Origin of the sequence: Faecousia intestinalis, from assembly GCF_040096185.1 — a bacterium.
In the GTDB taxonomy this organism is placed as follows: Bacteria; Bacillota; Clostridia; order Oscillospirales; family Oscillospiraceae; genus JAZOXB01.
On record NZ_JBBMFF010000052.1, the window covers coordinates 1 to 1402 of the forward strand.

General features: G+C 57.3%; 1 protein-coding gene. It reads right to left on the reverse strand.

Annotated features, from left to right (window positions below; translation table 11 throughout):
• Positions 1 to 98 precede the first annotated feature (98 nt).
• The gene (locus tag WMO66_RS00645) at positions 99 to 1127 is read right to left on the reverse strand and encodes a tyrosine-type recombinase/integrase (RefSeq protein WP_349134475.1); all 1029 of its coding nucleotides are present in this window, start codon (positions 1125 to 1127) and stop codon (positions 99 to 101) included.
• Positions 1128 to 1402: the final 275 nt, after the last annotated feature.

Consider the following 1402-nt stretch of genomic DNA (forward strand, 5'->3'; position numbering starts at 1 on the left):
TTTCGCAGAGTATGCCACTCAGTGAAAGAAAATTGCAGGATTTTCGGCAAACTTCTGCAAAATCAGCCGATAGTGTGTCACTGCATTTCCAATGCGGTTCAAATCTCCGGCATGGCGAGCTTATTCATATTCGTGCGTTTCATCTCTAAGGTGGAATGCACATAGCGCTCCATGGTGATCGCCGTTGTAGCGTGCCCGAGGACCTCGGACAGAGATTTCAGCTCGAAGCCGGACTCGATGGCCCGCGTGGCGAAGGTATGCCGAAGCGTGTGGGCATGAACGCCCTCGAGGCCGCAGGCGGCAGTATAGCGCTTGAGCCGGTATTGCAGCGTCCGCGGCTCCATATAGGCCGGGCCTCCGGTCAGGACATAGGCCTCGGGGTCTGTAGGCTGCATATGCCTGCACAGCGCCGCGATCTGCGCCGGAAGCGGGATCGTCCGGTGCGAGGAATCGCTCTTGGGCGCGCCAATCACGATCCGCGTGCCTTCTCCGGTCCCGCCGAGCCGCTGCATCGTAGCCGCAATGCGGATGGTCTGCTCACGAAGGTCGATGCAGCTCCAGCGCAGCGCGCAGAGCTCGCCGATGCGCAGGCCGGTATACAGCGCCAGGAGCAGGCCGAATTTGCAGCTGTCCGTGGGGTGCAGCAGATATGCAACGAGCCTTTTCTGCTCCTCAATGGTCAGCACGCGCATCTCCCGGCGCTTGCCCTTCGGATAACGGATCTGGACCGCCAGAGCGCCAGCCGGCCGCCTTGCCTCCGTATCCTTCAGAACACTGTGCAGGACCGACAGGATGTCATGCACGGTCTTGACAGACAGCCCGTCCGTTTCAAGCAGTTCCCGCGTGAAGGCATCGACCGACGCGGTGCAGATGCCGCCCAATCTGCGGCTGCCCAGCCGCGGCTTGATATGCCGCTCCAGGATCGCCCGGTATTTGATGTAGCTTGATTCCCGAATTTCGTCTCGCTTCCGCAGGAGCCAGGCATCGCACAGCGCAGAAAAGCAGGGTTGCTCCGTATTGGCGCATCTTACCCGGAGCCGCACGTTCGGCTTGCATTTCGGGCCGGGACTGCTCCCGAGGGACGGCCGTTCCTTCTTCTGCTTGCGGATCCATTCGCAGTTGATCATGTTGCTTCCTCCGATCAAAGATTCGTTTTCCCTTGCGGGTACTTCTATTTTAACGGATCCGAAAGTCGATTCCCTGTGCCCGACCCGACTCCGTCTCCGGCAGCGGAGTATGGCGCTGCACAAGGAATGGCTTGTTATAAGTCTAAAATCAGTTCGCTTTTTGGTGAAAATTGCCAAAAAGAGTGGCTTTGTATTGATTTATTGAGTTCATCGTTTTATAATATTTGCGTTAAAAAACTTGGCAGCATTCTCGTAGAGTGGCATACTCTGCGAAA